This window comes from Streptomyces sp. CNZ287 (genome assembly GCF_007827615.1).
Map to the genome: position 1 here is coordinate 43,773 of NZ_VISV01000027.1, position 12,121 is coordinate 55,893.

At 73.7% G+C, this 12,121-nt stretch carries 10 protein-coding genes; 7 read left to right on the forward strand and 3 right to left on the reverse strand.

Annotated features, from left to right (window positions below; genetic code table 11):
- The first annotated feature begins 25 nt into the window (after nucleotides 1-25).
- On the forward strand, nucleotides 26-823 hold the full coding sequence (locus tag FB457_RS32705; RefSeq protein ID WP_047015623.1) for a thymidylate synthase: 798 nt from the start codon (nucleotides 26-28) through the stop codon (nucleotides 821-823).
- Nucleotides 820-1,317, forward strand: coding sequence for a dihydrofolate reductase (locus FB457_RS32710; RefSeq protein WP_145784218.1), 498 nt, complete (start codon nucleotides 820-822; stop codon nucleotides 1,315-1,317). The genes FB457_RS32705 and FB457_RS32710 overlap by 4 nt, the downstream gene beginning before the upstream one ends.
- A 253-nt stretch (nucleotides 1,318-1,570) precedes the next feature.
- On the opposite strand, the gene FB457_RS32715 is transcribed toward FB457_RS32710, so the two are convergent.
- The 3 genes from FB457_RS32715 to FB457_RS32725 all read right to left on the reverse strand — a co-directional run bounded on the left by FB457_RS32715 (nucleotide 1,571) and on the right by FB457_RS32725 (nucleotide 4,427).
- Nucleotides 1,571-2,347: a DUF4232 domain-containing protein gene (locus tag FB457_RS32715; RefSeq protein WP_047019871.1), complete on the reverse strand. Its 777-nt coding sequence runs from the start codon at nucleotides 2,345-2,347 to the stop codon at nucleotides 1,571-1,573.
- Between the two features lie 363 nt (nucleotides 2,348-2,710).
- Nucleotides 2,711-3,694, reverse strand: a complete 984-nt coding sequence (locus FB457_RS32720; RefSeq protein WP_047015625.1) for a glycoside hydrolase family protein — start codon at nucleotides 3,692-3,694, stop codon at nucleotides 2,711-2,713.
- A 124-nt stretch (nucleotides 3,695-3,818) separates the two neighbouring features.
- Nucleotides 3,819-4,427, reverse strand: coding sequence for a class I SAM-dependent methyltransferase (locus FB457_RS32725; RefSeq protein WP_047019872.1), 609 nt, complete (start codon nucleotides 4,425-4,427; stop codon nucleotides 3,819-3,821).
- 333 nt (nucleotides 4,428-4,760) lie between these two features.
- Between FB457_RS32725 and FB457_RS32730 the strand changes: the two genes are divergently transcribed.
- The 5 genes from FB457_RS32730 to FB457_RS32750 all read left to right on the forward strand — a co-directional run bounded on the left by FB457_RS32730 (nucleotide 4,761) and on the right by FB457_RS32750 (nucleotide 12,108).
- Complete coding sequence (locus tag FB457_RS32730; RefSeq protein ID WP_145784220.1) at nucleotides 4,761-5,873, forward strand: DUF1996 domain-containing protein; 1,113 nt, start codon at nucleotides 4,761-4,763, stop codon at nucleotides 5,871-5,873.
- A 26-nt stretch (nucleotides 5,874-5,899) separates the two neighbouring features.
- On the forward strand, nucleotides 5,900-7,735 hold the full coding sequence (locus FB457_RS32735; protein ID WP_145784222.1) for a discoidin domain-containing protein: 1,836 nt from the start codon (nucleotides 5,900-5,902) through the stop codon (nucleotides 7,733-7,735).
- A gap of 49 nt (nucleotides 7,736-7,784) precedes the next feature.
- The gene (locus FB457_RS32740) at nucleotides 7,785-8,816 is read left to right on the forward strand and encodes a LacI family DNA-binding transcriptional regulator (RefSeq protein ID WP_047015628.1); all 1,032 of its coding nucleotides are present in this window, start codon (nucleotides 7,785-7,787) and stop codon (nucleotides 8,814-8,816) included.
- 1,142 nt (nucleotides 8,817-9,958) lie between these two features.
- The gene (locus FB457_RS32745) at nucleotides 9,959-10,303 is read left to right on the forward strand and encodes an ArsR/SmtB family transcription factor (RefSeq protein ID WP_047015629.1); all 345 of its coding nucleotides are present in this window, start codon (nucleotides 9,959-9,961) and stop codon (nucleotides 10,301-10,303) included.
- 68 nt (nucleotides 10,304-10,371) lie between these two features.
- A complete protein-coding gene (locus FB457_RS32750) occupies nucleotides 10,372-12,108 on the forward strand; it encodes a SulP family inorganic anion transporter (protein ID WP_486589224.1) in 1,737 nt (578 codons plus the stop codon).
- Nucleotides 12,109-12,121 lie beyond the last annotated feature (13 nt).

Sequence of the window (12,121 nt, forward strand, 5' to 3'; positions counted from 1 at the left end):
GGTGGGCGGCAGTAGACTCGCCGCTGTGGCGGACACCCAGTACGAAGACCTGTTGCGAACCGTGCTCACCTCCGGGACGGCCAAGGCCGACCGGACGGGCACCGGCACCCGGAGTGTCTTCGGGCACCAACTGCGCTACGACCTCGCGCAGGGCTTCCCGCTGATCACCACCAAGAGGGTGCATCTGAAGTCCATCGTCTACGAGCTGCTGTGGTTCCTGCGCGGCGACTCCAACGTCGGCTGGCTCCAGGAGCACGGAGTCAGCATCTGGGACGAATGGGCGGGTCCGGACGGCGAACTGGGCCCCGTCTACGGCGTCCAGTGGCGCTCCTGGCCCACCCCCGACGGCAGGCACGTCGACCAGATCAGCGACGTGCTCGACACCCTCCGCCGCAACCCCGACTCGCGCCGCATGATCGTCTCCGCGTGGAACGTCGCCGAGCTGGAGAACATGGCGCTGCCGCCGTGCCACGCCTTCTTCCAATTCTACGTCGCCGAGGGCAGGCTCTCCTGCCAGCTCTACCAGCGCAGCGCGGACCTCTTCCTCGGCGTCCCGTTCAACATCGCCAGCTACGCGCTGCTCACGCACATGGTGGCGCAGCAGACCGGCCTCGAACCTGGCGACTTCATCTGGACCGGCGGCGACTGCCACATCTACGACAACCACGTCGACCAGGTGACGGAGCAGCTCGCGCGCACGCCGTACGAGTTCCCCGGGCTGCGGCTGCGCCGGGCGGAATCGCTCTTCGACTACGCCTACGCGGATGTCGAGGTGGTCGGCTACCGGCACCACCCGGCCATCAAGGCACCGGTCGCGGTGTGAACGTAGGGCTCATCTGGGCGCAGGCGCGCGACGGCGTGATCGGCGCGCACAACGGCATTCCGTGGCGCCTTCCCGAGGACATGGCGCACTTCAAGGCGACCACCCTCGGCCACCCGGTGGTGATGGGACGCAGGACCTGGGACTCGCTGCCGCCGCGGTTCCGCCCGCTGCCGGGCAGGCGCAACGTCGTGGTGACGCGCGACCCCCGGTGGGCGGCGGAGGGCGCGGTCGGCGCCGGGTCCGTCGACGGGGCGCTGGAACTGGCCGCGGGTTCGCCGGCCGCCACGACGGTGTGGGTGATCGGCGGCGGGGAGGTCTACCGGGCCGCGCTGGGGCACGCCACGACGCTCTCGGTGACGGAGGTCGACACGGAGGTGGCGGGCGGCGACACGTACGCGCCGGTGCCGGGACCGGAGTGGCGGGTCGCCGAGGACGGCGGCTGGCAGCTCAGCAGGTCGGGCCTGCGGTACCGCATCCGTACGCTCACGAGGTAACCCCGGACCGCGCGCACCGCACCGCGCGCGGTCCTCGCTCACCCCGAAGCGCGCCGCCAATCTCGCACGCCAATCTCGCCCACCAATCCCGCACGCCCGCCCAAGGGTAGGCGCCTCCTCTGACATCTCGCGCAGCCCACGCCCCTCCGGGCGCAACGCCGCCGCGGCCCCGCGGCGATGTCACAGCGCGCGGCTACCCTTGGGCGGGAGTGCGGGAAGACTTCGGGAAGAGTCCGGGAAGAGATGGTGCGGATCAGTCGGTCTTCTGCCAGGCGCCGACGCCGAGTTCGCCCGTCGTGCCGAGGTCAAGTTCCGGCGTCACCGTCACCGGTGCGGAGTCGGGCTTCGCCCACACCCGTACGTACGGGACGTTGACCGCCTCGCCCGCCTCGACCGTGTTGCGCCACACCAACTGCGTCGATGCCCGCTCCCCCGGCTGCAGCGCCAGCGGCCGCGGCGGGGCGTCCGCGCCGGTGCCGGCGGCGATGGCGGCGCCGCCGCGGCGGATGCGTACGCCGGTGACCTCCGCGTGCTCCTCGTCGAGGAGTTGCACGCGCGGATAGCCCTCCAGCCGGTGCACCTCCGTACCGCAGTTCTCCAGATGCAGCCCGACGACCCGCAGGCCCATCGCGGCATCACCCTCGTCCGCGTACAGCCGTACCCCCGTCGGCGGGCACGGGCCGCCCGTCGACGGCGCCTCGTCCGCCGGGACGCTGCGCACCTCGCCGATCTGCACCTGGGCCGCGCGCCCGCCCGACATCGCGGCGGTGACGTCCGCCTGGTCAGGCACCGTGCGGCCGGCCGGGACCGACTCCACGATCTTCTCCGGGTACGCCAGCACCTCGCCGGAGGCGGTACGGACCTCGAAGGCGACGGTGTACGTCATCGCCTCCGACCCGCGGTTGGCGATCTCGAACTCCACCCGCACCGGCTCCGCGGTCTCCGGGTTCGTGTGGACGCGGGTGACGGTCACCCCGTCGACCTCCACCGGGGTTGGGTTGCCCGGCGCGGTCGGGGCTCCGGCGTCCACGGCGCCGTCCGCCGGCTCGGTGCCGCAGCCGGCGAGCAGCAGTACGGCGGCGAGGGCGAGGGCGCCGGGCCGGGGGCCGGCCTGACGTGTACGGAACGGCCGGGTGGCACGGGTGGCGGGGCGCATCCGCCCAGTTGACCAGGGCGGATGCGCCGCGGCCGTGACGGGGGTCACTCCTTCTGCCACAGCACGGTCACAGTTCCGCGCCGCGGACCGGCCCCGTGGCTCAGCCACTGACCGGCCCCGTGGCTCAGCCACAGACCGGCCCCGTGGCTCAGCCAGGGACCGGAGCCGGACCGGGGAGACAGCCCGCGGCCCGACCGCGGACCGGGCTCCCGCCCGACCGCGGACCCGCACCCCCGCTCAGCCCACCGGCACGCGCGCCAGCCGCAGTTCGTGCGCCCCGTCCGGGCGCGCGGCCTCGAAGTAGAGGTGCCACGTGCCCTCGGCCACCACCGCGTCGACGTAGCGCACCGAGCCCGTGCCGTACGGGACGGCCGCCCACGGCCCCTCGGTGCTGAGCCGGTGCCAGGTGCGCAGGTCGTACGAGACCGCGAGGCCGCAGTTCTCCTCGTAGTTCTGCTCGTGGGAGGCGATGCCGTCGTAGAAGCCGAGCCAGCCGGCCCCCGGGCCGAGCGGGACGGCGGAGTTGAGCCGGGTCTGGTACGCGTCCCAGCCGCTGCCGGTGGGCATCGCCTCGCCCTGCCAGGCGAAGGTCGCGCCGCCGTCGAGGGAGAGGGCGAGACCCGTGGGGTGGGTGGTGACGCCGGTGTTGAAGACGTCGGCGGTGGCGTGCGCGCGGTCGGCGTCTGCGGCGGCGATCCCGGCGGCCGCGTAGCTCGCGAAGAGGTAGGTCACCGGGCCGTGCCGGAGCGTGTACGGGTCCTTCACGCCCTCGGTGCCGGTGCCGGCGGCGGTGAGCGCGGGGCGGGCCCCGGCGAGGTCGAAGGCGTCGGGCGCGGCGGCGTCGACGACGTCGATCCGCCAGCGGGAGTCGGCGGGGTCGACGTAGCTGAGGTAGAGCTGATAGCCGCCGGGGGTGGGCAGCAGGCTGAAGCGCTCCATCGAGTCGGTGCCCAGCTGCCTGCTCTCCACGCTCCACATGTCGGTGAAGTCCACCCCGTCCTCGCTCACGGCGACCGCGCACCGCCAGCCGCGTTCGCCGCCCGGGTGCCCCCGCGGCCGCCGTCGCCGGTACGTCATCAGCCACCGCCCCTGCTCGGGCTCGTACAGCACCCCGGGGCAGCCGGTCCAGTACCCGGCTTCGGGGGCCTCGGGCAGCATGACGACCTCCGCCTGCGCGGGGTCGAAGGCGGGCAGGGGCGCGCTGATGCGGTGGGTCGGCATGCTGATCAGCCTAGGAGCCCGGCGGCCGGGGGCGTAGACCGCGCACCATGACGGGCAGGTGAACCCGCACGTGGGCGGGGTGAGGCGGGGCGGGTCCGGTCGGGGACCGCCGGGCGGCGGCCGGTCAGGGGGCGTGCCAGGTGAGGCTGTAGCGGCGCAGGACGTGGCGGCGGTAGCGCACGCCGGGGAGTACGTGGCGGGCCTCGGCGCGGACCTCGCCGTAGCTCATGTGCGGGCTGATGAACGGCATGCCGGTGGGGAAGGAGGCGCGCCGCAGCACCTTCGCGGCGCGGACGACGGGCGCGGCGGCGACCGTGACGGCCCAGTCGCCGGCGCTCTCCTCGCGGGCGAGGCCGACGACCACGAGGACGCCGCCGGGGCGCAGCAGTTCGCGCATGCGGGCGAGGGCGGCGGTGAAGTCCATCTGGTGCACGGCGGAGACCGAGCAGATGAAGTCGTAGCCGGCGGCGGGCAGGTCGGCGGTGAGGAAGTCGCCCGCGACGAAGTCGATTCCGGGCCGGTCCGCGGCCTGTTCGCGGGCAGTGGCGATCATCTCCGGGGAGTTGTCGATGCCCGTGACGCGCTCGGCCCGCGCGACGAGCTTGCGCGCGAGGAGGCCGTCGCCGCAGCCGACGTCGAGCGCGTCGCGGCAGCCCTCCGGGACGGCGCGCAGGATGCCCGGGTGGCGGGCGACGTTGGTGTTCCAGTACGGCGTCAGGTCGGAGTCCGGCACCGGTGCATGGTACGGACGGGGGGCGCGGGGGCGCGAGAGCAGGCGGACGACGGCGTACGCGCGCGGGCACTCCCGGGCGCGCGCCGGACGTACGGGAAACGCCATGACGTACGAGGCGTACGGCCCGTACCGGCGCACCATCGCCGAATCATCCCGTACTCACCCCCAACCACGCGCCCAACTGCCGTATCTGGTCCGGCATTTGGCGTGTTCCCGCGTATCGGCCCATGCGTCCGTGCCGGCTCTCTTGACGACCGTTCTCCGGAGCGTAACCATCCAGGCCAATGGGAGAGCGCTCTCCCGCTCTCCTCCCCCACCCCCAGGAGGCCCCCGATGAGGAGATCACGGCTCTACGCCGTACTCCTGCCGGCCCTGGCCCTGGCCCTGTGCGTCACCGCACTCGGCGCCATCGCCGCCACCGGCGAGAAGGCCCGCGCCCGCACGGCCACGGCAGACGGCAGCACCGGCGACCCGGCCCAGGCCGCCCACGCGGTGCACGCCGCCCACGCCCAGCCCCGCCCCGTCGCCTCCGGCGACGACCCCGACGGCGACGGCTACATCCCCGCGGAACCGCCCGTCACCGGCGTCGTACCGTCCGACAAGGAGCCGCCGCACCGCTACTTCCACGAGTTCCAGGCCAACTGCTCGGTCACCCACACCAAGCCGGACGACCCGATCGTCTACCCCGGCCAGCCCGGCAAGTCCCACGACCACACCTTCATGGGCAACGACACCACCGACGCCCACAGCACCACCGCCTCGCTGGACGCCGGCGGCACCGAGTGCAAGGCGCCCGGCGACAAGTCCGGCTACTGGATGCCCACCGTCCTCGACGGCGGCCAGCCCGTGCTGCCGGTCGGCGAGCAGGTCATCTACTACAAGGCCGGCGTCACCGACTACACCAGCGTCCGCCCGTTCCCCAAGGGCCTGCGCTTCGTCGTCGGCAGCCCGCTGCAGAGCGCCGAGGAGTTCCGCGACCACCCGGGCTTCGTGGAGGGCTGGGAGTGCGGCGAGAGCTACTTCAACGTCGACTTCCCCGCCACCTGCCCCGGCACCCGGGACACCCAGCTCAACATCCGGATGCAGGCGCCCAGTTGCTGGGACGGCCGCTACCTGGACACCCCCGACCACAAGAGCCACATGGCGTATCCCGTGGTCAAGGCCGGTACGAACAACAACGTCTGCCCGCAGAGCCACCCGGTGGCGCTGCCGATGATCGAGTTCAAGATGGCGTTTCCGGTCAACGGAGACATGTCACGGATCGCGCTCTCCAGCGGCCGCGGCTACTCCTTCCACTACGACTTCATCAACGTCTGGGACGACGCCACCCTCGGGGCGCTCGTCGACCACTGCGTCGTCGGCGCGCTCCAGTGCAACGCGCGCGGCTACGACGAGACCCACCCCGAAGCGGGCGCCGCCCTCGACGAGAACTACGAGCTTCCCTGACCCCCACCGCTGGAGGATCCCTTCCCATGCACCCCCGACCCCCCGCACCCCCCGGCGCGGCGAGACCCCGGCGCGCCAGGGGCCTGCCCGCCGCACTGCCCGCCGTCCTGGCCGCAGGCGCGCTGCTGGCCGGCCTGACGACCGCGCTCCCGGCCGCCGCCGTACAGCCGGCCCCGGAGCCCGCCTCCGTGACCGCCCCCGCCCCCGAAGCCGCCGCCGGGAGCGTCGTCAAAGTCACCGGCCCGCCAGGCGCGTGGCAACTCACCGTCGACGGCCAGCCGTACACCGTCAAGGGCCTGACCTGGGGCCCGCCCGTCGCCGAAGCCGCCTCGTACATGCCGGACGTCGCGTCCCTGGGCGCCAACACGGTACGTACCTGGGGCACCGACGCCACCACCCGCCCGCTCCTCGACGCCGCCGCCGCCAACGGCGTCAAGGTCATCGCGGGCTTCTGGCTCCAGCCCGGCGGCGGCCCGGGCAGCGGCGGCTGCGTCGACTACGTCGCGGACACCGCGTACAAGAACGACATGCTGGCCGAGTTCCCCCGCTGGGTCGACACGTACCGCGACCACCCCGGGGTGCTGATGTGGAACGTCGGCAACGAGTCGGTCCTCGGCCTGCAGAACTGCTACCAGGGGGCCGAACTGGAGCGCCAGCGCGACGCGTACACCGGCTTCGTGAACGACGTCGCCGAGCGCATCCACCAGGTCGACCCGAACCACCCCGTGACCTCCACCGACGCCTGGGTCGGCGCCTGGCCGTACTACCAGCGCAACGCCCCCGACCTCGACCTGTACGCCGTCAACGCGTACGCCGCCGTCTGCGACGTGCGCGCCGCCTGGGAGGCAGGCGGCTACGACAAGCCGTACATCGTCACCGAGGGCGGCCCGCCGGGCGAGTGGGAGGTCGAGGACGACGCCAACGGCGTGCCGACGGAGCCGTCCGACGTCGCCAAGGCCGAGGGCTACGGGCGCGCGTGGGACTGCGTGACGGGCCACCGCGGCGTCGCGCTCGGCGCCACCCTCTTCCACTACGGCGTCGAGAACGACTTCGGCGGCGTGTGGTTCAACCTCACCCCGGACAAGCAGCGGCGGCTGTCGTACTACGCGGTCAAGGAGGCGTACGGGCGCGACACGGGCGGCGACAACACCCCGCCGGTGATCTCCGGCCTGCGCGTCGGGGACGCGGGCGCGGTGCCCGCGGGCAGGGAGTTCACGCTCTCCGCGGACATCGCCGACCCGGACGGGGACGCGCTGACGTACGGGGTGCTCGTCAACAGCAACTACGTCGACCAGGACAAGGCGCTGCGGCCGGCGCAGTTCCGGCAGACGAGCGCGGGGACGTTCGCGGTGACGGCGCCGGACCGGCTCGGCGTGTGGAAAGTGTACCTGCGCGCGACGGACGGCAGGGGCAACGTCGGCATCGAGACGCTGTCGGTGAAGGTCGTCCCGCCGCCGGTCGACGGCACCAACGTCGCCCGGGGGAAGCCGTCCACGGCGTCCACCGAGCAGACCGACGCCTACGGCGGCTGCCCCTGCGAGGCCGGCGACGCCACCGACGGCAGTTACACGACCCGCTGGGCCAGCGCGTGGGCCGACCCGCAGTGGCTGAGCGTCGACCTCGGCGAGCGGACGACGTTCACGCACGTCCAGCTCGCGTGGGAGGCCGCGTTCGCCAGGTCGTACGCGATCCAGGTCTCCGACGACGGGCAGGACTGGCGGACGGTGTACGAGACCACCGCGGGCAATGGCGGGATCGACGACCTGGAGGTCTCGGGCACCGGCCGCTACGTGCGGATGAACGGCACCGCGCGGGGCACCGGATACGGGTACTCGCTCTACGAGTTCGGCGTGTACCGCTGATCGATCAGGTGTTGGAGAGCGGTTTCCGGCGCGTGCTATAAAGGCGCGTATGGGCCGACCGCCGACGCTGGAGGACGTGGCCCGGGTCGCCGGAGTGTCCCGGGCCACGGTCTCGCGCGTGATCAACGGCACCCGGAACGTCGACCCGGCGATCCAGGAGACCGTCCGCGCCGCGGTCCGCACGACCGGGTACGCACCCAACAGCGCGGCCCGCTCCCTCGTCACCCGGCGCACCGGCGCGGTGGGCCTGGTGATCTCCGGCGCGGGCGAGGGCGGCGACGAGGCCGCGTACCGGCGCTACGTCTTCTCCGACCCGTTCTTCGGCCGCGTGGTCGACGGCGTGATGGGCGCGCTGCGCCCGCGGGGCATGCACCCGATGCTGATGCTCGCCGAGACGACGGAGGCCCGCGAACAGGTCGTCGCGCACCTGCGCCAGGGCATCGCGGACGGGGCGCTGCTGGTCTCCACCCACGGCGAGGACCCGCTGCCGGGCATGCTGACGGCCGCGGGCGTCGCGACGGTGCTGTTCGCGCGCCCGGCCCGCCCGGTCCCGGCCGGCTACGTGGACCTGGCCCACCGCGACGGCGCCCGCCTGGCCGCGGAACACCTCCTCGCCCGCGGCTGCCGCCGCCCGGTGACGATATGCGGCCCCCTGGACGTACTGGCGGGCCAGGAGCGACTCGACGGCTTCAACCAGGCGATGGCCCGCCACGGCCACGCGTACGTCCCGTGCGCGGAGGGCAACTTCACGGCGGCGAGCGGCGAGCAGTCGATGACCCGCCTGCTGCGGGAACACCCGGACCTGGACGGTGTCTTCGCGGCGAACGACCTGATGGCGCGAGCGGCGGTGCAGGTCCTGCGCGAGCAGGGCAGAAGGGTCCCGGAGGACGTGGCGGTGATCGGCTTCGACGACAGCAGCGCGGCGACGTCGACGCGCCCGGAGCTGACGACGGTGCGGCAGCCGGTGGAGGAGATGGCGGGCGAGATGGTGAGCCTGCTGCTGACGGCACTGGACTCGCCGGGGGCGAGCCCGAGATCGGTGATCTTCGAACCGGACCTGGTGGTACGGGAGTCGGCGTAGGGCGCCGAGGCCGGGGCGGATCGGGCCGTAACTCGCAGCAGCACCCCCGCTAAACCGGGACAAGCCACCTAGGAAGCCGGACTTTCGCCCACAGACGCGCACGCAGCCCCTCCGAGGCCAGGCAGCCACCGCCCGCACGCCCCGGCGGAGAGATTCTGTCGTAACCTGCGGTAACACCCCCGGATACGGGCCGAATCGGCCCCCGGAGCCCGGCTTTCGCCCAACGACACCCGCGCGCGGAGCCCCGGCCGGCTTCCGCCGGCACCGCCCCGGGCCTCCGCCTGCCGGAGGGATCGGCGACCGGACCGAGCCCGGAGCCATGGGGCCGCCCCGTCCGCCGGGGCGAGCGGCGAGGAAGTGCAGCCCACCCCCGGCCTTCGCCCCCCGCCTGCCGGGGAGATCGGCGATCGGGACAGACCCGGAGTCCGACGGCCCGGCCCCCGTCCGCCGGGGGGCATCGGCGCTCGGGGAAGACCCGGTGCCCGGCAGCCCGCCGCCCTGTCCGCTGGGAGGGTCGGCCATCGGGGAAGACCCCGGCATCCGGCAGCCCGTCCCTCCGTCCGCCGGGGGGATCGGCGCTCGGGGCCCGGCCCGGCACCGATGCCCGCCCCCGTCCACCGGGCACGGCATCCGTAGCCCCCGTCGGAGGGTGCCCGCTCCCTCCGGGCCACCCTGAGCCGCCGGTCTGTTACGGGCCGGAGTCCGGTGTCAGGGGTGGGGCGAAGCCCCATCGCGCAGCGACGCTCCTCGCAGCGAAGCGGAGAGGAGCGCCCTTGACACCGGGCGGAGGCCCGCACACTCACAAGCGGGGTGGCCCGGGGGGAGCCCTTACGACACCGCTACTCCCCTCGCCGGCACCCCCGTACGCCGGCACCCCCAACGAAGCACCGCCACCCCGACACCGCACCCCCGCACCCGGCCCGCCCCACCGCCACGACGTACCACTCAACGCCCCACCGCCCCCGCACTGTCAGAGCAGCCGCATACCCTTGGGCGGGTGTGAGGGGAAAATCAGACCCCACACCCCCAGGCCCCTACCCGCCCCTGCCCCTGCCCCCGCCCTGCCCCAGCTTCTCAAATTGCAATACTCTGCAATTTCCTACATCATGTAGTCGCCACCCGATCACTTGGAGTCGACTCACGTGCAGGTCCCGCTCTACCAAGCCAAAGCCGACCTGTTCCGCATGCTCGGCCACCCCGTCCGCATCCGCGTGCTCGAACTCCTCCAAGACCGCCCCATGGCCGTCCGCGATCTCCTCACCGAGATCGGCGGCATCGAAGCCCCCGCCCTCTCCCAGCAGCTCGCCGTCCTCCGCCGCTCCGGCATCGTCACCGCCACCCGCGAAGGGTCCACCGTCATCTACGCCCTCGCCGGCGGTGACGTCGCCGAGTTGATGCGCGCCGCGCGGCGGATCCTCACCGAGATGCTCGCCGGGCAGAACGAACTCCTCGCCGAGCTGCGGGAAGCCGAGGCCGAGGCACGGTGAACGCATTCCTCCTCCGGGTCTGGCGCCCGGTTCGTACGCTGCTGCCCGCGCGCGCCGACCTCGGGGACATGGGGCGCGAGCCGCGGCGGGATCTGCTCGCCGGGCTGACCGTCGCGATCGTCGCGCTCCCGCTCGCGCTCGGCTTCGGGGTCTCCTCCGGGCTCGGGGCGGAGGCCGGGCTCGCGACCGCCGTCGTGGCCGGGGCGGTGGCGGCGTTCTTCGGAGGGTCCAGCCTCCAGGTCTCCGGGCCGACCGGGGCCATGACCGTCGTGCTGGTGCCCATCGTCGCCCAGTACGGGCCCGGCGGTGTGCTCGCCGTGGGGCTGCTCGCGGGGGTGATGCTCGTCGGCCTGGCGGTGGCGCGGGCGGGGCGGTACATGCGGTACGTACCGGCCCCCGTCGTCGAGGGGTTCACCCTCGGCATCGCGTGCGTGATCGCACTGCAGCAGATGCCCAACGCCCTCGGCGTCGAGAAGCCCGAAGGCGAGCGCGTCCTCGTCGTCACCTGGCGCGCGCTGGAGGAGTTCGCCGCGGCCCCCAACTGGACCGCCGTCGCCCTCACCGCCGCCGTCGTCACCATCATGCTCGCCGGGGCGCGCTGGCGGCCCACCGTCCCCTTCTCCGTCGTCGCCGTCATCGCCGCCACCCTCGCCGCGCAGGCGTTCCACCTCACGGACGCGAAGCCGATCGGCGAGCTGCCCGCCGGCCTGCCGGCCCCCTCCCTCGGCTTCCTCGACGTGGGCGACCTCGGTACGCTCCTCGCCCCCGCCGTCGCCGTGGCCGCGCTCGCCGCGCTGGAGTCGCTGCTCTCGGCGCAGGTCGCAGACGGCATGGCCACCGCACAGGCGAGCCACGCAGCTCAGACGGGCCAGGCGAGCCAGACGAGCCAGAAGGCGAAGACCGCCCCCGCCCCCCAGCACCACGACCCCGACAAAGAGCTCTTCGGCCAGGGCCTGGCCAACATCGCCGCCCCCCTCTTCGGCGGCGTACCCGCCACCGGCGCCATCGCCCGTACCGCTGTCAACGTCCGTACCGGCGCCCGTTCCCGGCTCGCGTCCCTCACCCACGCCGCCGTCCTCGCCGTCATCGTCTTCGCCGCCGCGCCGCTCGTGTCGAAGATCCCCCTCGCCGCCCTCGCCGGGGTGCTGCTCGCCACCGCCGCGCGCATGGTCGAGGTCGCCTCGCTGCGGGCGATGGCGCGGGCCACCCGCTCCGACGCCGCCGTGCTCGTGCTGACCGCCGGCGCCACCCTCGCCCTCGACCTCGTCTACGCCGTGATCATCGGCCTGCTCGTCGCCGGTGCCCTCGCGCTGCGCGACGTGGCCCGGCAGGCGCGGCTCGACCAGGTCTCCTTCAAGGCCCACCTGCCCGGCGACCACACCGACGAGGAGCACTCCCTGCTCGCCGAGCACATCGTCAAGTACCGCCTCGAAGGGCCCCTGTTCTTCGCCGGCGCGCACCGCTTCCTGCTGGAGCTGACCGACATCGCCGACGTACGCGTCGTGATCCTGCGGATGTCCCGGGTCTCGACCATCGACGCCACCGGCGCGCTCGTCCTCAAGGACGCGGTGGAGACCCTCGACCGCCGCGGCATCGTCGTCCTCACCTCCGGCATCCGCCCCGAGCACCGCCGGGCGCTCGACTCCGTGGGCGCGCTGGATCTGCTACGGGCCGAGGGCCGCGAGTACGCCACGACCCCCGGCGCCGTCGCCGCCGCCCGCCGCCACCTCCACGGCGCCGGCATCCTCCCCGCCCCGCACCCCGACCCCCGCGCCGCCACGCTCGTCGAGGAGCCGAACCGCTAGCGCGGGGTATCCC

Bases quoted from the DNA above. Each gene is read 5' to 3' on its own strand.
- FB457_RS32750 (WP_486589224.1), top strand. From the start codon at position 10,372: ATGGGGCGCGAGCCGCGGCGGGATCTGCTCGCCGGGCTGACCGTCGCG.
- FB457_RS32720 (WP_047015625.1), bottom strand. From the start codon at position 3,694: ATGCCGACCCACCGCATCAGCGCGCCCCTGCCCGCCTTCGACCCCGCG.
- FB457_RS32730 (WP_145784220.1), top strand. From the start codon at position 4,761: ATGAGGAGATCACGGCTCTACGCCGTACTCCTGCCGGCCCTGGCCCTG.
- FB457_RS32735 (WP_145784222.1), top strand. From the start codon at position 5,900: ATGCACCCCCGACCCCCCGCACCCCCCGGCGCGGCGAGACCCCGGCGC.
- FB457_RS32740 (WP_047015628.1), top strand. From the start codon at position 7,785: ATGGGCCGACCGCCGACGCTGGAGGACGTGGCCCGGGTCGCCGGAGTG.